15 protein-coding genes are annotated in these 18821 nt (G+C 58.3%); 5 read left to right on the top strand and 10 right to left on the bottom strand.

The window, feature by feature from the left end; all coding sequences use genetic code 11:
* Positions 1-511: 511 nt before the first annotated feature.
* The 7 genes from E3T27_RS06255 to E3T27_RS06225 all read right to left on the bottom strand — a co-directional run bounded on the left by E3T27_RS06255 (position 512) and on the right by E3T27_RS06225 (position 11493).
* Positions 512-1951 (bottom strand): DEAD/DEAH box helicase, encoded by a 1440-nt coding sequence (locus E3T27_RS06255; RefSeq protein WP_134571945.1) that lies wholly within the window; start codon positions 1949-1951, stop codon positions 512-514.
* Positions 1944-3710, bottom strand: a complete 1767-nt coding sequence (locus E3T27_RS06250) for an ATP-dependent nuclease (RefSeq protein ID WP_134571944.1) — start codon at positions 3708-3710, stop codon at positions 1944-1946. Before E3T27_RS06250 ends, E3T27_RS06255 begins: the two co-directional genes overlap by 8 nt.
* Positions 3711-3854: 144 nt before the next feature.
* On the bottom strand, positions 3855-4958 hold the full coding sequence (locus E3T27_RS06245; RefSeq protein ID WP_166786119.1) for a hypothetical protein: 1104 nt from the start codon (positions 4956-4958) through the stop codon (positions 3855-3857).
* 124 nt (positions 4959-5082) lie between these two features.
* Positions 5083-8193: a type I restriction endonuclease subunit R gene (locus E3T27_RS06240; RefSeq protein WP_134571942.1), complete on the bottom strand. Its 3111-nt coding sequence runs from the start codon at positions 8191-8193 to the stop codon at positions 5083-5085.
* Positions 8190-8696 (bottom strand): DUF1643 domain-containing protein, encoded by a 507-nt coding sequence (locus tag E3T27_RS06235; protein WP_134571941.1) that lies wholly within the window; start codon positions 8694-8696, stop codon positions 8190-8192. The genes E3T27_RS06240 and E3T27_RS06235 overlap by 4 nt, the downstream gene beginning before the upstream one ends.
* Positions 8693-9931 carry a restriction endonuclease subunit S gene (locus E3T27_RS06230; RefSeq protein ID WP_134571940.1) on the bottom strand — a complete coding sequence of 413 codons (1239 nt, stop codon included), beginning with the start codon at positions 9929-9931 and terminating at the stop codon, positions 8693-8695. The genes E3T27_RS06235 and E3T27_RS06230 overlap by 4 nt, the downstream gene beginning before the upstream one ends.
* Entirely contained in the window at positions 9928-11493 is a 1566-nt protein-coding gene (locus E3T27_RS06225) for a type I restriction-modification system subunit M (RefSeq protein ID WP_134571939.1), read from the bottom strand. The genes E3T27_RS06230 and E3T27_RS06225 overlap by 4 nt, the downstream gene beginning before the upstream one ends.
* Positions 11494-11934: 441 nt before the next feature.
* On the opposite strand from E3T27_RS06225, the gene E3T27_RS06220 reads away from it, so the two are divergent.
* Together E3T27_RS06220 and E3T27_RS06215 are read left to right on the top strand one after the other, a co-directional pair.
* Entirely contained in the window at positions 11935-12276 is a 342-nt protein-coding gene (locus tag E3T27_RS06220; protein ID WP_134571938.1) for a ribbon-helix-helix domain-containing protein, read from the top strand.
* A gap of 148 nt (positions 12277-12424) precedes the next feature.
* Positions 12425-12910 carry a DUF3846 domain-containing protein gene (locus E3T27_RS06215; protein ID WP_134571937.1) on the top strand — a complete coding sequence of 162 codons (486 nt, stop codon included), beginning with the start codon at positions 12425-12427 and terminating at the stop codon, positions 12908-12910.
* Between the two features lie 167 nt (positions 12911-13077).
* On the opposite strand, the gene E3T27_RS06210 is transcribed toward E3T27_RS06215, so the two are convergent.
* From E3T27_RS06210 to E3T27_RS06200, 3 genes are all read right to left on the bottom strand, one after another.
* Positions 13078-14232, bottom strand: a complete 1155-nt coding sequence (locus tag E3T27_RS06210; RefSeq protein WP_277612393.1) for a prepilin-type N-terminal cleavage/methylation domain-containing protein — start codon at positions 14230-14232, stop codon at positions 13078-13080.
* A 94-nt stretch (positions 14233-14326) separates the two neighbouring features.
* Positions 14327-15127: a hypothetical protein gene (locus E3T27_RS06205; protein ID WP_134571935.1), complete on the bottom strand. Its 801-nt coding sequence runs from the start codon at positions 15125-15127 to the stop codon at positions 14327-14329.
* Entirely contained in the window at positions 15124-15930 is an 807-nt protein-coding gene (locus E3T27_RS06200; RefSeq protein WP_134571934.1) for a hypothetical protein, read from the bottom strand. The genes E3T27_RS06205 and E3T27_RS06200 overlap by 4 nt, the downstream gene beginning before the upstream one ends.
* A gap of 179 nt (positions 15931-16109) precedes the next feature.
* On the opposite strand from E3T27_RS06200, the gene E3T27_RS06195 reads away from it, so the two are divergent.
* The 3 genes from E3T27_RS06195 to E3T27_RS06185 are packed head-to-tail and all read left to right on the top strand — an operon-like array spanning position 16110 to position 18515.
* Positions 16110-16892, top strand: a complete 783-nt coding sequence (locus tag E3T27_RS06195) for a hypothetical protein (RefSeq protein WP_134571933.1) — start codon at positions 16110-16112, stop codon at positions 16890-16892.
* Positions 16893-16896: 4 nt separating this feature from the next.
* Positions 16897-17979, top strand: a complete 1083-nt coding sequence (locus E3T27_RS06190; protein WP_134571932.1) for a hypothetical protein — start codon at positions 16897-16899, stop codon at positions 17977-17979.
* On the top strand, positions 17976-18515 hold the full coding sequence (locus E3T27_RS06185) for a hypothetical protein (protein WP_134571931.1): 540 nt from the start codon (positions 17976-17978) through the stop codon (positions 18513-18515). The genes E3T27_RS06190 and E3T27_RS06185 overlap by 4 nt, the downstream gene beginning before the upstream one ends.
* Positions 18516-18821 lie beyond the last annotated feature (306 nt).

Here is an 18821-nt window from a genome sequence, read left to right as displayed (position 1 = left end):
GGGAACATGCCGCCCGAAGAATATGAACGCAACTATTACGCTGAAACAAACGGCCCGATAAATATCGAAGCCGCCAACAAAACGGCGGCATGAAACCCGGGACGGTTCATATCGAGGTAGTCCGACGCGGACTCCTCGTCGAAGTAGACGACCTTGGTCATCCTTGTTGTCGGTTCGTTCTTCTTACTTGCAGCCATCAGTGTTTGTTCCCCTTAGTGCACCTTATTATGACAGCGTCGCAGGACACGTCAAGCTCAACCGGACGCTATCAGGGGCGTTATCGGTCGTACTTCGCTTTGACCTTGAATACCTTCTGAAGGAGCTTCCCGTCGACGTCCTCCTTGGCGAGTCGAAACAGTGCCCGCGCAGCGTAGTACGTGTTGCCTTTCGGTCGTGAGACGGTACTGAGTCGGATGGTTCGAGACTTGCCGGCGACCCTTGTAGGCGTGCGTGGTTTCGGCGCGGTGTCGATCAAGACTTTTTCAGAAGCGATCTCTGGCGAAGCACCTTCCTAGTTCTCGTTCTGCAGCACTACCGATGAACTCGAACCGATAACAGTCACCGATTTCCGGGCCCGGGACAGCGCAACGTAAAGATTGCGCGGATCGAGCATGCCGGAAAGATCGGCGATAATCACGTGGTCATACTCAAGCCCCTTGACGAGCAATGTTGTAGAAGCAATGCGGGCATTTCGACGACGACCGAGCTTGCGAAGCCGATCTCTTACTCGCGCGAGATGCTCAATCGGAGGCTGGCCGTCACCGAGACTCAATTCGATTGCTTCAAGCGTGTCATTCCACGCTTCCCAGCGGTAGATTCGCACGCCATCAACTGCACGGATCATCTCCGCAGTTTCGAGGAGAGCTTTGTAGCTCGGCGCTTGGCGAAAGCTGTCCAACGCACCCAACACAGGTTCGAGTCCGGGGCGTGAGTAGTGGGTAATCGATTGTCCAAGCCCTAATTTTCCCAAGATCGGGGAATCGATTGAGCCCAACCCGACTGTGCAGGCTTTGACGAATACGGCAAGCCAAACCGCAAGCTCGCGCGTCCCCTCCGAAGGAAGCCGTTCCAGTTGCTCACGCATAAACCGGCCAGCAACATCTTCAATCACGACATACACCCCGCCGAGCCGACTCGCGTGCCTCGCAGCACCCGAAGCCCACTTGTCGAGTAGGAGGACGGTCTCACCATAGTCCGTGAATGAGTACGCCGTTGTATGCAGCGCACCATCCACATCCTCAACCCAAGACAGCCCGGGGACACTGTGATTCGCGATGTCAAACCTCGCACCATGCACGAGGTTGGGTCGTTGGCTGAGGAGCCAGTCTCCAAGTAACTCGTTGTGCCCTAGCCACCTGTGTGGAATGTGTTCCAGCGAGAGTGCCGGATATCGCGGCAGCACATGCGTATCCCAGTCAATAAGCGGCTCTGCAAATCCGAAGATCCCTTGGAGGCGATCTCCAAGCACAATGGTCCGCGGAATCGCCATTGAAATGGCCTCAATCAGAAGGTGATGAGCCTCATTGCAGTCCTGATATTCATCCACAAAAAAATAGTCAAAGCTCGCAGCATGCATTCGTATGATCGCATCTGCCTTTGCCACGCGAGCTGCACCTGCAATGTACGAGCCAGAAGCCGTCCAATCCGGAGACTCAGGAACAACCAAGCCAGCAAGGCCAGAGTACGCCCGCACCAGCGCGAACGCCCAGCCAGTGATCGTTTCGATGTGCACCGCCGAGCTCGGAACACCAAATTTGTGCAACCGCTTTGAAAGGGCGTCAACTCCAGCATTCGTGTGTGTGAGAATTAGCGATCGTCCATGTTGTTCGGAAACTAACGATGCTGCGGCCGCTAGAAGGTGCGTCTTTCCGGTTCCAGCGGGCATCTCAAGTGAGCACGGAGACGCGTCGAGTACGCGTTGTGCGGCTTCACGCAATGCCTCGTCAATCATCTGACTCGACAGCCTGCGCTTCTTCTTCCCCGGAAGGCCGGGCAGGGTATGCAAATGCTCGAAGTCCCGCTAAAGCAGCTTCTACCGAAGTTCCTTGAAAGAGTTCCTGCTCAACCATGAGCCACTCGCCAAGCCGCCTGCCGGAGTCCACGTCTTTGAACCACTTCGATTTGATCATGGCCTTCATGACCATCTCCTTCGCAGCGGCAAGATCAGTGACGCCGGCCGCGAACCAGTCGGAAAGGCTCAAGGTGTCGACCACAGCTGGCAGCCCGTGTTTCTTGAGATCCAGTAGGACTGTCTCCCGGTCATTTCGCATGTCGATTCCGAGATCAAGCATGCGTTCAACACCGCCTTGATCCAAATGCATGACCACCTGGCTCTCCGTGTTTAGGCCGGTGTCCCAGCGGAAGACCTCGACTCCGGCCGCACTGGCTGCGGCGATCGCATCATCAATACTCGTGTCGTCGTTGTCAACAAGCACAGCGACGTCGTAGCCGAGTTCGCGTAAGGCTGTTGCTCTGATCGCTACTTCGGATCCGCCCTGGGCATCTTGAATGACGGTACCGTCACCTGCAGAGATCGAGAGGCCTTGAGTACGCCGATCTTCATCCCACGTCTCGAGATATTTCATGAGCAGCCCATGCTCAGTCTTCCCCTCAGCGACAATGATCCGACGCGCGAGAAAGGATGATGGGCGAGACCGTCTCAACCGCAATGCGACATCACCGGCGCTGGTCGCGAGTGAATGCACCACAACAGATCCAGCATCGTTCCGGACTACCGCGAGGCTTTCAGTTTGAGATTGCTCAACTACCACCGGCGAATGTGTCGTGATGAAGACTTGACTATATTCCTCATATCCGAGGAGGTGCTGAAGAAGCCGCACCAACCGGTGAGGTTCGAGCCCATGCTCTACCTCGTCGATGAGAACTGTCGATCTCTGACCAGCAGCGAGTTGCTGGACAGCAATACCCGTGAGCCGCTTGCTTCCAAGGCCATAACCAGCGAGAGGAACGAGCCCCTCGTATAGCGCAAGGTTGCCACCAGCAGATGCCATCGATGTGTCGAGACCAGGATGGATCGCCGTGAATCGGCCGCCACCAACAAGGTTCGCTTGATCCTGCACGCGATCGGCAACCGCCGTGAGATCCGCATCATCAATACTTGCAAGTGCTTCTCTTGCAGCACGTGAAGCAATCGCCATCGCGTTCTTGGCACCACTACCCTTATCGGACAATCGCCCCAGTGCGGATGTTCTAGTCCAACGGAGGTGCACATCGATTCGTTCATCCACTTTAAAAGTGGCGAACTCACGGCGGGCATAGGTGTTGAGTGGCTTTCCCTCTCCACCGAGCAACCGCTCAACCGTCCATACTGGTTCCAACGAGTCGTCAATACGAAGTTGAACAATGATGCACGGCTCTGTCTCATCCGTAGGATCTTGCGATACTTCGCCAGCAGTGTCAATGCCACTTAGCCAGAGACCGTACGCGGTCTCTTTCAGCAGATGGGCAGGGAGATCAGTGATCGCCGCTCGAATGACGATTGGCTCTGAAACATCACAGTTAAAGAAATCGGTGTCCGCAAGCGAAGGGTTCCATCGATCACCAAGTAGAAGATGTAGACCTTCTAGAATCGAGGATTTCCCGCTGTCACCTGGGCCGATCAAACAGATTAGTCGCTCATCAGTGGGCAATACCCAGTCAAGGCTCTTGATTCCCCGGTAGTTGGAAATCTTGAGACGTCTTATCTTCATAGGTTTTTTACCCTCATAGAAATCAGTATTTGCATCGATCTGGATCCCTTACGCGGTGACGCTACAAAGCGCGTTCGTGAGCGCTCGGTTGTCACCCTTGAGCCGCCGAAAATCGCGACGACACGGCATCTACGACGAGCGCGGTCAGTCATGAATGCTGCCTTCACCTGCCGTGGGCGACGGGGTGGAGTCTTCGAGCAGGCTGCCCTCCTCGAAGAGGATCTCATCCGGACGTACGGACGCTCCGACTCCAAAAACGCGCCATCCACGGTCGGGCGCGAAGGTCAGCGTCATAAAGATGAAGTCTTCAAGCTCCAGGCCTTCACCTTCGACACTCCGGCCTTCAAGCTCGACGTTGCCCGACAATTTGATTCGTGCGATCCGTGGTGCCGGGTAATCGACCATCGACGTCGGCTGGTACCGGGCGAGGTCGCTACCGATGTGCGCCCATTCAGCATCAGCCCACCCCGGTGCCTCGGGAGCGAGAACAACTTGAAGCTTTTCTAAATCAAACTGTGGGTCGCGAACACCCGCTAAAAACGCGACCGCCACCATCATCGGATTCATCGGAGTCGATAAATCCCCCAGCTGACGCTCGTCGGGGATTGCTTCAGGTGCTGACCAGCGTGCTTTCTCCTTCGAGACGTCGAAAAGTTTTCCATCAGCGTTCCGTAGCCAACGTCGATCCTTGGGGTCGGTGAAGTACAGGGTGGCGCGCGGATTCCAGGAATTTCTGTGTGCAAGCAGAGGAATCGTTATGTCATAAATGAGTTCGCCTCGAGGCGGGACAACGCTGATAGGCGTAGGTGCAGAGAGCGGCCCGAGTGGAGTCTGATCGCGGCCAAAAACTACGTTCAAGCGGGCATCGAAAACGGGCTCTGTGCTCTGATTGGCGATATGGACACGAACGACGCGCTCATAGGATGAGCCGTCTTCTCGCGGTTCATAGTCATCCGTAATCCATGCTGCGACTACCCGGGCGACGGCATCGCGGTCCTTCCTTAGACCGAGAAGAGCCAGCCAGACCGCAACAGCTGTCGCCCCAATTGTTCCCACAGCTGTGAGGATGGTCCAAAGGTCCCACTCCGCGTGCCAACTGATAGTGATGCTCTTCAGTTCGAACGATGGCGGCGCCAGGAGAAGGATGAACAGCATCAGCGAAACGACAAGCAGAATCAGTACCACGAAATAGCCCCATTTTGTGGCACGCCTCAAAATCTGGTCCAGGCACTCTCTTACTCGCATCATCGGCGCTATCTCCACTCCTCAGCAACCGGAGGCGCATCGTTCAGCCCGTGTGCGATAGCTCCTCGGTTAGGGCAGTTGACCGCCGGCTCAACAAATCGGTCGTTATGGCTGCGTTCAAGCATCACTACTGGACTCCGCCCGAGCTCAGCCCGAAGAATCGTTCAAAGAACTCGCCAAGCTTTGCGAGCACGCGTTGCTTTTTCTCACTGTGACCGCCGGCCGCCGAGAAGCGGGAGACCGGAGGCAATACCTTTGTGATCGCAGTGCCAGTAGTTTGGATGGCACCGTCGCGGAATGCGGTCTCGACGAAGGCGCGAGTTTCGTCGGGGCGGAGGCTCTCGGTCTCGATGATCGTGGTGAGCTCGGCTTCGCGACGTGCAGCAATGAACGCTCGCCATTCCTCGTCCACCTCGCCGTCTACAGACATAGAGTTCACGAACGCCTCGATGAGGTCCTTCTTGTTGCGCAGCGACGGAGATGCGTCCACAGCACGGGAGATCGCCGCGCGCACTTCGGTGTCATCGCCGTCACCACGCTCATTGCGATATTTCTGCACGAGCATGAGGATGTAGTCGACGTTGATCTCGACCTGCTTGATGAGTTCGATCTCGAAGACGACGTCGTCGTTGATCGACTCCTTCTCTGAGTCCTTGTCCTTGCGATAATCGGCGTAGAGGTCGAGGTACACGCTGCGGTAGTCCTGTCCCTGCCGCTCGGTGAGGATCTCGTCGCCGGTGAAGTCGTCAAACGAAACGAGGATGTTCTGTAGCCGCAGGATCGCACCGAAGAGGGCGATGAATGCCTTTTGCGCGGATTCGCCCTCGACCATATGACCCAGCGGGTAGGTGTCGAGCAGTTCGGCAACCTTCTCCGAGTATTCGCCGTAGTACTCGGCATAAGGCTTGAGCAGCACGATCCCGCGGGCGTCCTTGTTGCCGAAGAGAGCGATGGCGTCGTTGGTCTTCTCCTCAAGATCGCGGAAGGTGACGATATTGCCATAGGTCTTGACCGAGTTCAGGATCCGGTTGGTGCGCGAGAAAGCTTGGATCAGACCGTGTGAGCGCAAGTTCTTATCGACCCAAAGCGTGTTGAGTGTTGTCGCGTCGAAACCGGTGAGGAACATGTTGACCACGATGACCAGATCAATCTCGCGGTTCTTCAGCCGCAGCGAGAGGTCTTTGTAGTAGTTCTGGAACTTATCCTCAGACGTGTCGTAGCTGGTACCGAACAGATCGTTATAGTCCTGGATCGCGTCTTCAAGGAAATCACGCGACGAAGCGTCCAAGGCCGACGTTTCGAAACCCTCTTCGTCCAGATGACCCTCGCCCTCGGCCTCATTGGCGGCGTAGGAGTAGATAAGGCCGATCTTCAGACGACGGTCCGATGGAAGGTCTTGCTGTTGGATCGCGAACTGGTTGTAGTAACGCTTTGCCGCATCGATCGAGGCTGTCGCGAAGATGGCGTTGAAGCCACTGATCCGGCGGGCCGCCTTGAGCTCGTCAACCCGGTTCTTTCCGCCGGCGACATCCGCGATGTTCGTGATGACCGAATGCTGATATCCGTTGTTGCGTCTGGTCTTCTGATCGAAGTGCTCCAGGATGTATGCCACGACTTGACGCAACCGCTCCGGCGCCAACAGCGCCCGCTCCGTATCGATGGCGGAGACCTGCTTGTCGGCGATGCCCTCTGGAAGCTTGATGGTGTTGACGTAGTCGATGCGGAACGGCAGGACGTTCTTGTCGCTGATCGCGTCCTTGATCGTGTAGGTGTGAAGCTTCTCGCCGAAGGCCTGATCAGTCGTTCTCAGCCGCGGATTGCCACCCGACCCAGCGTTGACCGAGAAGATCGGTGTGCCAGTAAAGCCGAACAGGTTATACCGCTTGAACGCCTTCGTGATCGCGCCGTGCATGTCGCCGAACTGCGAGCGGTGGCACTCATCAAAGATGATGACAACGTGCCCGTCAAAAATGGCGTGTCCCTTGTTCGCCGGTGCGTTGATGAAGGTCGAAAGCTTTTGGATAGTCGTGATGATGATGTGCGCGTTCGGGTCTTCGAGTTGCTTCTTCAGCACCGCGGTCGAGGCGTTCGAATTCGCCGCACCCTTCTCGAAGCGGTCGTACTCGCGCATCGTCTGGTAGTCGAGGTCCTTGCGGTCAACGACGAACAGCACTTTGTCGACGCTCGGCAGCTTCGACGCAAGCTGCGCCGTCTTAAAGCTGGTCAGCGTCTTACCCGACCCGGTGGTGTGCCAGATGTAGCCTCCCGCGGTAAGAGTGCCAAGCTGCCTGTAGTTGGACGAGATCTCAATGCGCTGCATGATGCGCTCGGTCGCCACGATTTGGTACGGCCGCATCACAAGAAGGGTACGGTCAGCGGTGAGCACACAGTACTTCGTCAAAATGTTCAGCAGTGCGTGCGTGGCAAAGAACGTCTTGGCGAAGGCCGTCAGATCTTGGATCGGCTGGTTCTGCGCATCCGCCCACCACGAAGTGAACTCGAAAGAGTTCGAGGTCTTGCGTACCCGCTTCGCTCCAGCCGCCTCGCTCAGATGCTGGCGGCGCGTGGTGTTTGAGTAATACTTCGTGAGCGTCCCGTTCGAGATCACAAAGAGCTGGACGTACTCGAAGAGGCCCGAGCCGGCCCAGAAGCTGTCGCGCTGATAACGGTCGATCTGGTTGAACGCCTCGCGGATATCCACACCGCGACGCTTCAGCTCGATGTGCACCATCGGCAGCCCGTTCACGAGCACGGTCACGTCGTAACGGTTTGCCTGCTTCGCGCCGCCCTCTTCACGGTCGATCTCGTACTGGTTGATAACCTGCAGCCTGTTGTTGTGAATGTTCTGCTTGTCGATCAGCTGGATGTTCTTTGACGAGCCATCGTCGCGCTTCAGGAGCTGAACGTGATCCTCTTGGATGCGCACGGTTTTCTCGACGATGCCGTCATTGGCTCCGGAGATTCGCTCGGTGAAGAACCGGGCCCATTCCCCGTCCGAGAACGTGATCGAGTTGAGCGCCTCGAGCTGGGTGCGCAGGTTGGCGACCAACTGTGACTCGCTCGTGATCGGGAGGTACTCGTACGCCTGCGACTGAAGCAGACGAATCATCTCGCGCTCGAGATCGGCCTCCGACTGGTATGCCGCAGCCTGGTGTGCATCCGGGACGTATTCCGCGACGACCGTGCTTTCGGCGGAGACCGCGATCGGTTCGTACTTGCGAAGAGTTGCGTCACTCATGCCGTCATCCTCCAGGTCGCAGGAGTGGCCGACCCAGGGACGTAGAGCGGATGGCGTGGCGCACCAGCCTTCGTTAAAGCAAGCGCGGCAATCCGTTCTGCCCCCGGAAGCCGCAATACCTCAGCGACACGCTCAGACTTACCGTGCGCACCCCAGCCTGCAATGACGACATCTCCGCGACCGAGAAGCTCGGTAAGCACCTCATCGTTCTTCCGTCCGCCAGTTGGTTCGGCGGCCTTGAAAAGCTCGCGTGGGTCCGTTGCGCGGAAGGCGTAGAGATTGCCAACCAGCAATGACCCGCAACCGAGGCTCCTGGCGAAATTGATGCATCGACGGATCGTCGGGTCATCCTTCGTCGAGTCGGCCGTTGACGGGTTCAGCATGATGAACACGCACTCCGGTAGATTCTCGTCCCAACGCCGACCGAGCAAATAACGATAGAGACCGTCGTCCGAGATCTCGGCCCAACGCTGATCAGCGCGCTCAATGGGCAAGGTGGTCATGCGGCCATCTCCTTGAAAGTGAGGAGTTTGTCGCGGTAGTACTCGTACTGTTTCCGGCGAGCGTTGAGCTCGGCAGGAAGACCAATGCTCAGGTCGTTCACGAGGGAATCGAAGTTGTCGAGGATCGATACGATTCGCGCTTGCTCCTCAGCGCTCGGAACCGGAATTCTGATCTTCGATAGGCCCGCCGACGAAAGGCGCTTGACCTTGCCACGCGCGACATGGTTCGACTTCTGCGCATGGAAGTCGTCGGTCTGGACTGCGTATGCAACGTACTTCGGATCGAGACCTGAAGTGAACGAGAAAGTATCATCGTGCACCGCGACAGGCCCATCTCCGAGCCAAGCAACGGCCTTGCCGACATCCAGGACAGTTTCGCCTACACCCGCAAATATCACATCGCGAGGCTGCGCGAACCGCAACTGCTCGACCAAGTCCGAGTTCACCTCGCGATTGGCACTCGATGCCGACACGCCATAGTCGGTGTAGATCTCCCCGTAATGGATGCTCGGGATGCCGGACTCCACGACGTCGCTCTTCGTGAACCGACGACCTCGCATGAAAGTCCCTAGCTCGCCCATGGGGACGCGCGGCCCATCAACGGTTGTTACCAAGGAGTCACGGTAAGACGCATATTGGCGGCGCCGAGCCTCCAACTCCGCCTCCAACTCCGCCTCCAGCTGAGTGAACTGATCCAATATTCTCACGATTTCGCACTGAACCTCGCGAGGCGGCACGGGAATTCGTATTCTCATGAACCGAGGTTTAGAGACGTTGATTCTCGTCACGCCACTCGCCGCGCGTCGAATCTGGGATCGCACTGATTCGCTGCGAAATAGGTATTTGCTGAAGTCGGGTAAGAAGAGGGCAGAGTCGTGAAAGCGGAGCGCAAAACAAAAGCTATTGAGGTACAGCACCTCGTCTGGCTCCCTGACTACGACAGAGGACATGCCCACCTCGTCGAAGTTTTCCGATGATCCAGTGACCACAACATCGCCCTTCTGAAGGCGATTCTGTTTCTCGTTTAGGCCGACCTTCACAAAGTCGGGTGCCTCAAGATCTACGGCGAGGTTGGCGAATGCGTTCTTGTACGAAACGAAACGAGCGTTCCCATCCGAGAAGTCCGCCTTTGCCTTTCCGGACAGTCCCGATACAGTCTCGGCCACGTCGCTGAGCGACTTGACCTCCACTCCGTTAGGGCAATATTCTCCAATCAGATCATCGATCCGACTCACGACACGCCTTCCAAGTCGGCGACGATTGCGTCAATAGAGATACGAAGATCGGCCTGCCGGTCCACGATACTGGCGATTTCAGCGTTCAGCCCAGCAATGTCGATGACTTCCCGAGTGTCTTCCTCCTCAACGTAGGAGGACACAGCGATGTTGTAGTCATTTGCTGCGATGTCTTCGTTCGGCATGAGCCGCGCGAAGTGATCGGTGTTCCCGCGGATAGTGAAGGCGTCGAGAATTCTCTTCTGATGCTTATCGGTGAGCTTGTTCTTGTTCCCACCACGCTTGAATTCGGCGGAGGCGTCGATAAAGAGAACTGCGTTGTCGTTCTTGGACTTCTTTAGAACGATGATGCAGGTTGCGATCGTTGTCCCGAAGAACAAATCCGGTGGGAGCTGGATAACGGCATCGACGTAGTTGTTGTCGACGAGGTACTTGCGGATCTTCTGCTCCGCACCGCTGCGGTAGAGAACGCCGGGGAACTCGACGATTGCGGCGGTGCCGTTGACGGCAAGCCACGAGAGGATGTGCATCGTGAAGGCAAGGTCGGCCTTCGACTTCGGTGCGAGTACACCGGCTGGCGCGAACCGAGGGTCGTTAATCAGTAGTGGGTTGGCGTCGCCGTCCCACTTGATTGAGTCGGGCGGGTTGGAGACAATCGCCTCGAACGGTTCATCGTCCCAGTGTGCGGGATCGATCAGAGTGTCGCCGTAGGCAAGATTGAAGTCGGCATAATTCACGTCGTGCAGGAACATGTTGATCCGTGCAAGGTTGTACGTGGTCAGGTTGATTTCCTGACCGTAGAAACCTTGACGCACGTTTTCTTTGCCAAGCACCTTCGCAAACTTCAACAGCAACGACCCAGAGCCGACTGCCGGGTCGTAGACCTTGTTCACCGAGGTCTTGCCAACCACCGTAATACGCGCGAGGAGCTCTGAGACTTCCTGCGGCGTGTAGTACTCGCCACCTGACTTGCCAGCGCTCGAAGCATACATCTGCATCAAGTATTCATAGGCGTCGCCGAACAGATCGATCGAGTTGTCCTCGAAGTTACCCAGGGGCAATTCACCGATCGCGTCGAGCAGCTTGACGAGCTTCTCGTTGCGCTTGGCGACGGTGCTCCCGAGCTTCGTACTGTTGACTTCGAGGTCGTCGAATAGACCCTTGATATCGCCTTCGCTGTCCGCACCAACCGCAGAACCCTCGATGTTCTTGAAGACATGCTCCAGCGTCTCATTGAGGTTCTCGTCCAGTGCGGCGCGCTTGCGAACATTTGTAAACAGCTCACTCGGGAGGATGAAGAAGCCCTTCTCCCGAACGACCTCAGCACGTGCGGGCTCGGCGTCCGCATCGTTGAGCGTTGAGTAGTCCAAGTGGGAGCCAGCATCGTGCTCGCCCGCGTTGATGTACGCACTGAGGTTCTCCGAGATGAACCGATAGAAGAGCATGCCAAGCACGTAGCTCTTGAAGTCCCACCCATCGACGCTGCCGCGCAGGTCGTTCGCGATCCGCCAGATCGTCTTGTGCAACTGTGCGCGCTGAGCTTCCCTAGTCGTAGGAGCCATCACCACTGCTCCACGCTGATGGGCGCACTTGTCGCCTCTGTTTCGATCATCGCTAGATAGGTCATGCTGCGCGTCGTCTCCTCCACACCCTCGGGCGTGCGTTAATTTTCCCCAAAGCTTGTTCCCAGAGTATCGGCGAGGACTGACACCGCGTGTGATCTGACACTTCGGGCGATCCGCGTATCGGGAGATTGACTCGAACCGATCGCTTTAATCTGCTCTATTTATAACACGAACGGCATATTCGTTAAACCCCGGTGAGCGCGGATCGCGAGAATGCTGACGGACATCGGTTGCAATTTCTACAACGCAAGTTCCCGATCGGAAGATTGAACTCTGCGGGCATCGGAGCATAATTTGAAGTCCGCTCCTCATTGCTGTGCGGCTTGCAGAGGAACCACCCGGTTCGTCGGCCGCATCAAGAATGAGGAGGTGGCTCACATGAGTGAGACATCCAGACTCCCGCAGTACGCGGGAGGCACGAGTCAGATGCGAACCCTCGCGGTTCGCATCACCGATGACCTGCGAGCGCAGTTGGACGTCATCGCCCAGCTCAACGACCGCAGCGTCACTGAAGAAATTCGTCTCGCCCTGGAGGACTGGATCGAGCGCAGCAAGGCCGATCCGAAAGTTCTGGCACGCGCCGAGACGGTTCGGGCGGATATCGAGCGCGACGCGCAAACCAAGCGCAACGCGATCGAGGCAATCTTCGCTAAGGAGCCCGCCAAGAAGGCGACTCCCCCGACTCGCGACGCCGCCAAGGACAAGATTCCAGGTAGCTGAGCGAAAAGACGAGACCCTGGTCGGCTGGAGGCTTTCACAGCTTCGCCACCAGGGCTCTCGCCACAACCCTGACTCGCCACTTCGTTCGCGGGGATGAATCTCCAGCCGTCCGGCTGGAGTCAACCCCTACGAAAGGAACGTGATCACCATGGTCACAGGCATTGTCATCCCGCACGAAACTGGGCCTAAAATCTTCCCGATCGAGTTCAGCGATCTCGCCAGCTACCAAGCGGCAGTTGGTGGATACATCGAGCCGGTGTACATCGAGAATCCAAGAATTACCATCTTCGCCAACGAAGAGGGCAAGGTGCAGAAACTCCCGATCAATCGTCGAGCGACGTGCCTCTGGTGGCTTCACAGCCCCCGTGTGCGCGGCCACGACATCCTTGTCGGTGACGTGGCTCTCATTGGATCACGAGGTGGCGCTGGTTCAACAACCAGCCTTCCAGCCGACTTCATTGAGCTGCTCTTGGAAACTCCGAGCTACAAGATCGAAGTGCGAACCGCTGACAAGCCCAAGAACTGGTATTCGAACCAGCGCGAGTTCGACAACTACTTCGAGACCACGACCTACGCACTCAATCTTCTTGAACGCTGGAGACAAGTGTGCGACGTGCGAATCGTCGCCGCGTAACCCCCAAAAGCCCCTATGTCGTATAGATATAGGGGCTCTAACTTTTCACGGGCGAACCATCAAGAGAGGTGGGTGTTCCGGCGCTCGAGTGCACCACAAATCGCGTTGCTTCGCTCCTGGTCCGCCCTAAGAGCTAAGAGTCCAAGATTGAAGAGATAAGGTCCGTATCACCTGGCCACTCGGAACCCGACGGTGCTGTTCGTGTAGCTCGGCGAGTAGTCCAAACCCAACGTCAGCGCCCCGGCGTTGCCGCCATTGTTCCAATCGCCACCGCGACGGAAACCACGCAGGCCTGTCTCGGTCGAGCTGCTATAGCTCTGACCAATACCGTGGGAAGTTGTCCAGTTGGTGGCGGCCGGCGTTCCGTAACTTGGGTGTGGATTCGGCGAAAGACTGCCTGTTCCGGCAATGATATTCCACTGTCGCCAGCCGTAGCCGCTGGCACCAGGCTGGTCACCGCTGGTTTGGCCGGAGGTCCACTCCCAGACGTTGCCTGCCAGGTCCCAGATAACTTCACCGTTGGTCAAGGTCAGTCCGCGGCGTTGGTTACTGGGGGTGGTGTTGCCGGTACCGGAGTAGCCATCACTGTCGCTCCCTGCGGCAAGTGAATTGGCAGGACTATTGTCATTATGCCCAGAGTAGATATAGCCATTACCGACTGCTCCACCGCTCCAGTTACTGGGGACGCTGAGGGCGTTGTGGGCAATGGTCAGCCATTCGGCTTCGGAGATCAGGTGGCACCCGTCACAGGCTGCAGATGAAGTTGTCATAGCGTTTGTTTGCGAGATGCTGACCCAGGGAGTACCACTGGCCTGGGATGTCGCAACACCGCCGACATTCTTGGCTTCGTACTTCATGACGCAGAAGGCGTCGGTGCCGAAGATCGAACTGCCGGGAACGACGAGGTAGCCTGCCGGACAGCTACTGCCGTCGGCGAGAGTTGTCGGGCTCGTTCCTGAGTGCCCAGAGCACGGGCCAGTTGTTACTGGCCCACCTGCTGCAGCGTGTACGGCAACACCGCCATTAGTGGCGGTGAGGCAAAAGTTCTGCGGTGTGACAGTCGTATTAGGGGTGTACTGGTAGGTTGTGCCTGCGGAGTCGGCCACACCAGCGGCGGTCAAGGTAGCTGGCAGCTGATCGCTGTTCGAGACGGCGTAGACGGTGACTTTCTTCGCCGCTTGAGTGGCGGCCGATTGGGCCGCACTGACCTTGGCTTTGTTCTGGACGCCGTTGAAAGCAACGATGGTGATGGCGGCGAGAATGCCGATGACCACGATCACGATGAGGAGCTCGACGATGGTGAAGCCTCGTTGTGGCTTGATCAGGGAATGGTGCGTAATAAAAAGTGTCCTCGTTTCTGGTGGTGATTATGGAGCATGAGCGGGATGGAGTCAAGTGGTCGCTATCTCGTACCGGCTACGGCGTTGAATCGCCCCGATCGAGGAGCGGCCGATCGCGTGAACTCGCGCTTGCTTCATTGGCCCAGTGGATGTCCATCTCGACGAAGTTGTTGCGGCTGACGCTGAGCTTGGCGTAAAGGCGACTGTCAAGAAAGGTTGCTCCGAGCGACCATGTTGGCCACACCGGCATGACCCACGCGATGTGAATGGTCGCGAGCGGATCGTCTTCACTGGCGTCGATATTGAGTGGGATATCCCAGAATGACTGTTTGCCCTCGAGGAGCATGGGGTGGGTCTCGGATTCATGAAGGGCGAACTCCAAACCATCCTGGAGCACGTCATTGATGTACGCCTGCGGCCGCCGGTACTGCGACTGCTCGATCACCTCGATCGACACGTTCACGTTGATCATCGCTCCGTGCTGGAAGGCGACGAGGTTTCCCATCGGTCGCTCGTAGAGGTACGAGTCGCGAATGATGTAGCTCAGGCGAACGGCTCCGCGATCGCTCCGCCGCAGTGCGGTGCGCTGATCGACCCGATGCTCGGTGGCATACTCCTTGAGCCGCAGGTCGAGATTGTCCAGAGACATACCAACCCCGCAGGTCTCGAAGTAGGCGCGAACGTCTCCTTCGCGGTGGCTGCCGTGTTGAACTAGGTAGTCCAGCAGCGACGTGAAGGCTTGCTCGACGCTGCCGCGCCCGAGGAAGTCGGTCAAGGATGCGGCGAACGTCAAGCGCTCGATCGAGAACTCGCCGGTGCCAAGCCTGATGAGCCGCAGATCTTCAAGGAGATCGAGCCGCAGAGGATCGTCCCTCACTGGTCGCCACCTCCATTCGTCGTAAAGCTTCTGAACGATTCGCCTACCGCGGGCATCGTCGCCTCAACCGCGCCGCCCCAGCTGATGGTGGCTTCGGTCATGAAGTTGCGCTGTGTTTGGAGCTTTACTACGAGGCGGTTGTCGGCCAGTTGTGCACCGAGTACCCATTGCGGCCAAACGGGCATGCGCCAGTTGACGTCGATCTTGAAGAGCCATTGCTTGTCGCGTCGAAGTTCGTGCCCGTCGATGTGCTCGAGCGCACGGCGGTATCCGGTCGGAGCACCGGTGTCCTTGAACTCGAACGCGAGACCTTCTAGCTCTGCGTCATTGATCCACACGACCGGTGGCTTGTACTCGGCGTGTGGGTCGATATGCAGCGCAATACTAACGTTCACCAAGTCACCGAACTGGTACAGGACGATGTTTCCCCATGGACGGTTGAACAGGATCTCATCGCGGAAGATCGTGGCCAACTTGTCGGCACCACGGTCGCTGCGCCGGAGCGCCGTGCGCGGGTCGACGAAGTGGACTGCCGCGTAGGCATCAAGCCGTTCGTTCAGGGTGTCGCCGTCAAGGCCGACACCACAGGTCTCCAAGTACGCCCGGATGTCGCCCTCGGGTTCGATGGCATAACGCTTGAGCATGTCGATGAACGTCGCGTATGCCTGCTCGGCACTGCCCATGCCGATGACGTTGACGAGTTCCTCGGAGACGGCGATGCGGTCGGCGGACAGATTGCCGTTTCCACGTCGAAGCTGACGCAGTTCGTCACGGAGCCTGAGTCTGGTCGGGTCGTTCTTCACAGGTCGGCTCCTTCCGGTGGTGTCAGTTTCGTGTCAGTGACACAGACTGCGACGCGAATCAGACTGGAGTCAACAACTTCATATGTCGCAAGCGGGAGCGATGCAACGTCAATTGCATCGCTCCCTGGTCGAACCAATCCCCCTCCCTGTCCCTGTGAAAGAACGAAAGAGAGAACCCATTGACCACCTTTACCGTACTGCGCGTCGGCGTGGCTGTCTGCGCTATCAGCGCAGCGCTCACGCTCAGCGCATGCTCATCCTTAAACGCGACCACTTCCCCTGACCAGACAATTCTCGCCGCGTGTATGGCTGACAAGCAGGTCGCTGCCGACATTGAGATCGACGGCAGCGGCTCGAGCTCTAGCGACACCATCACAACCGAGCGGTTGGCGACCATCGCGGACGTGGTGCGCCGCACGGCGATCTGCAGTGGCCACCTTCGGGTTCGCGCTTTCTCCGCCTCCAGCGGCGCGACGGTCACCATCTATGACGGCGACCTGGCCCTGCCCGGAGCCACCGACAATGCACGCCTGCGCCGGGTGAACGCGCTCGTCGAGAAGGTCATAGCCGAGATCACCGCCAAGTACGGCGACGCCATCGCTACTCTCCCTGGCGGCGGCTCAGATATCACCTCTGTCTACCGACTGGCCGGCGAGTACGCCACTCAGCTTGGTGACGGATACCAGCTGCACCTATACGTACTGACGGACGGTCTGAACAACATCGGCACCGACCTCACATCGCAGGTGCTCTCCCCCGAGCAAGCAACGGATCTGGCCACTACGGTCAGCGTTCCAGCCTTGCCTGGTTCGTCGATCACCGTGGCGGGTCTTGGTCGTATCGACGGTGACGCGGCACCGTCCGCGCTGGTGGAGGGGTTGGTGGCGTTCTACAACGCGCTGTGCGTGAAGACCGGTGCGAAGGCTTGCGTCTCCGTGACCGACTACACGGCGGGGCGGTGACGTCATGGCACGCATCAAAAACGGCAGCGGCTCTGACGACCCGACTGCCGACCGCGTCGAGGAGTACAGCAACCTCAGCCTCCAGCAGGTCGACGAAGCCCACCGCATCGATGGCATCACCGGGCCGCCGCTTCATGTTGAGAATGAGCTTGATACCTTCGGGCGGGAGCAGGAACCACTGTGGAAGGCAGAGGGAATCCTGCAATCCCGCCCAGCGCTGATCACCCACTCGGGGCTGAAAGTGCAGGTCGAGACGGCAGAGTACCTCAGCCGCCGGCATCGCCGACTGGTCAAACGTGCCCAGCGCCGTCTGGAACGCACGCTCGCAGCGCTGAGTCCGTTCGTGCGCCGCAAGAAAGGTCAGAAGGCATGGTTCATGGTGCGCACAGGGCTGCTGCTGCTCGGCGATGTCGCAGGGCAGGCGGGCGCGCAGATCTACTACGGCGAGATTCCCGAGCTCGCGCTCATCCAGGCGCTGGCTGCCGGTGTCGCGGTCGTCACCGCAGGGCTGGTCGGAGGTGAGATCAAAGACCTGCGCATGGCAGGCAAGCGGAAGACCGAGCGCGCCAACCTGACTAAACAGCAGGAGCCCTTCGCCCACCTGTTCGACGGGACAGATGACGGCACACACATCGTCAAGGCGCTCGTCTACACCGGCGCAACCGTGGGTGTGCTGATCTCGACCGGGATCCTCGCACTGCGCTCAACCATCGACGGGCCACTCTCCGGCCTCGTTTATGGGGCGCTAGCTGCGGGCATCGCGGCGGCCAGCTTCATCTCCAGCTACATCGTCACCGACGAGATCGCGGACGCAATCGATACCGCCGAGAAGGACTACGAACGCACGATCAAACGCCAGACGAACCTCGCTGCCAGCGCACCGTTGAAAACGGCGCTGGAGAAGATCGCCGAGGACGAGTCGATCCGCCGCGAGTACGAGGTGCGCGGCCAAGCGGCGCTCCTCACCTATGAAGGGCTGAAACACCGCGTGCTACGCCGAAACCCGGGTGTTGCAGGCCACAGCCCCGCTCACGCACCCGAGCCAGTGGTCGGTCGTCGGGCTCGCGCGGACGGGAGCGGAGTATGAACCTCACACCAAATCTGCAACCAAGTGCTCTCGTGGGCGAGATGCCTCGAACAGGGAAGCCGAAGAAGAAGGAGACGATAAAGCTGGGCTGGCCCGGGTTCTGCCCACGCCAGCCCCGGCTGGTGCTGCCGATCTTCGACGACTCCGGATCGGTATCGGTGCCCGGCGGAGGCGACTCGGTGGGCAACCGATACGAGGAGGCACAGCTCGCATTCGAAGCACTCCAGAAATGGTGTTCCTGCGGGAAATGCCTGGCCGGAGTGCTGCACTTCGACACTCCGAGCGGGGATGTGAACCCGGGCAAGCTGCGCAGCCCCACGTTCCAACGACACCTCGCCCGGGGCTTACAAATACCGCGTTTCGCGGCTGGTTCAAGCATCCTCGGTCCCAGTCTCATCCGGGCGGAGCAGATCGCGGCGAACTTCCCGAAGCATGAGGTCAGACTTGTCGTGCTGACGGACTGGCAACTGTTCGACATCGATAACATCCTCGAACAGCTTCGCGGGAACCGTGCTCGCCATAGGGCTGAACGCTGACCCTCCGCCGCCAGTCGACAGCGACGACATTGTCGGCCTCCGGATCGGTCACGACGACCCTCCTGGTGCGGTCGCTCGTGCGCTGTTCGGCGAGCTAACGGTCGGTCGTCGTGGACGCCGCTTCATCGAGACGACCGTCAACGATGCCACCACAAGGGAGGCAACAGAGTGAACGCCGTTGCCAATTCCACAACATCAAGAATCGCCGCCACCGACCATGACGGCCACGACGCCGTCACCTCTGTTGGCCGGTATTCCGATCACCTGTCGCGTCGCTTCGCAGCCGGAGCGATCGGAACATTGCGC

The organism is Cryobacterium lyxosi (genome assembly GCF_004403345.1).
GTDB classification, from domain to species: domain Bacteria; phylum Actinomycetota; class Actinomycetes; order Actinomycetales; family Microbacteriaceae; genus Cryobacterium; species Cryobacterium lyxosi.
Note: the sequence above shows the minus strand (reverse complement) of the source record. Positions and strands in the feature narration are given on the sequence as shown.

Excerpts from the sequence above, each read along its gene's own strand:
- E3T27_RS06190 (WP_134571932.1), top strand. The coding sequence starts at position 16,897 with ATGGCACGCATCAAAAACGGCAGCGGCTCTGACGACCCGACTGCCGAC.
- E3T27_RS06220 (WP_134571938.1), top strand. The coding sequence starts at position 11,935 with ATGAGTGAGACATCCAGACTCCCGCAGTACGCGGGAGGCACGAGTCAG.
- E3T27_RS06255 (WP_134571945.1), bottom strand. The coding sequence starts at position 1,951 with ATGATTGACGAGGCATTGCGTGAAGCCGCACAACGCGTACTCGACGCG.
- E3T27_RS06250 (WP_134571944.1), bottom strand. The coding sequence starts at position 3,710 with ATGAAGATAAGACGTCTCAAGATTTCCAACTACCGGGGAATCAAGAGC.
- E3T27_RS06235 (WP_134571941.1), bottom strand. The coding sequence starts at position 8,696 with ATGACCACCTTGCCCATTGAGCGCGCTGATCAGCGTTGGGCCGAGATC.
- E3T27_RS06215 (WP_134571937.1), top strand. The coding sequence starts at position 12,425 with ATGGTCACAGGCATTGTCATCCCGCACGAAACTGGGCCTAAAATCTTC.
- E3T27_RS06225 (WP_134571939.1), bottom strand. The coding sequence starts at position 11,493 with ATGGCTCCTACGACTAGGGAAGCTCAGCGCGCACAGTTGCACAAGACG.
- E3T27_RS06245 (WP_166786119.1), bottom strand. The coding sequence starts at position 4,958 with ATGATGCGAGTAAGAGAGTGCCTGGACCAGATTTTGAGGCGTGCCACA.
- E3T27_RS06240 (WP_134571942.1), bottom strand. The coding sequence starts at position 8,193 with ATGAGTGACGCAACTCTTCGCAAGTACGAACCGATCGCGGTCTCCGCC.
- E3T27_RS06185 (WP_134571931.1), top strand. The coding sequence starts at position 17,976 with ATGAACCTCACACCAAATCTGCAACCAAGTGCTCTCGTGGGCGAGATG.